The organism is Arthrobacter sp. ZGTC212 (genome assembly GCF_002929255.1).
In the GTDB taxonomy this organism is placed as follows: domain Bacteria; phylum Actinomycetota; class Actinomycetes; order Actinomycetales; family Micrococcaceae; genus Arthrobacter_B; species Arthrobacter_B sunyaminii.
Map to the genome: position 1 here is coordinate 1 of NZ_PJIJ01000039.1, position 646 is coordinate 646.

The 646-nt window shown below is 65.0% G+C and carries 1 pseudogene; it reads right to left on the reverse strand.

The features are described 5' to 3' along the window. Positions 1–548: pseudogene (locus tag CXQ89_RS17735) on the reverse strand (hypothetical protein); the annotation flags it as partial. Positions 549–646 lie beyond the last annotated feature (98 nt).

A 646-nucleotide genomic window follows, 5' to 3' on the forward strand; every position in this document is an offset into this window, starting at 1 on the left:
AACGAGAACCGCTTCTCCTGCGCCTGCATGGTGGCCAGCGGGCGGTTGCCGCTAATGACCGCGGTGACGGGGCCGGTCTTGGTTTTGCCCTGGCTGTAGCGGCTCATGATGTCGCGGTGCTCGGCCAGTTCCTGCTCAATGGCGGCATAGGTGGCTTCGCCTTCGCTCTTGATGTCGATCAGGAGCTGCAGGCTGCCGTCCCATCCCGGATACACGCTGTGGCCCTGCTGGCGGACCAGGTCTTCCAGCGGGTCCAGGTAGAGGCTTTCGAGCGTGACGCCGGGCTGGACGTCCTCCAGATCGTGGGCCACGAGGAGCTCGCCGTCAACCAGCCAGACGTCGGCTTCCACGCTGGTGAAGCCGTGTTCCAGGGCGTCGAACAGCGGGCGGTCGTGCTCGTAATCGTTGTGGGCGTGTGCTGCTGCGAGGGGCTGCCCGAGGGTTACGGGTGACGGGCTGGATGCCTGGGCGATGGCTGAAGGGGCTGCGGCCGTCCCGGTCAGGGAAGTCAGGGCAACGAGGGCGGCGATGGTGCTTTTCACGAACACGAAGTTCTCCTTGGTACAACTCATGGGGATTCCTTGGCCGGCCTTGGGGGTGCGGGCCAGTGGGTGCGTGAAAAGCTTTGTCGCCGCGCAATAACGCA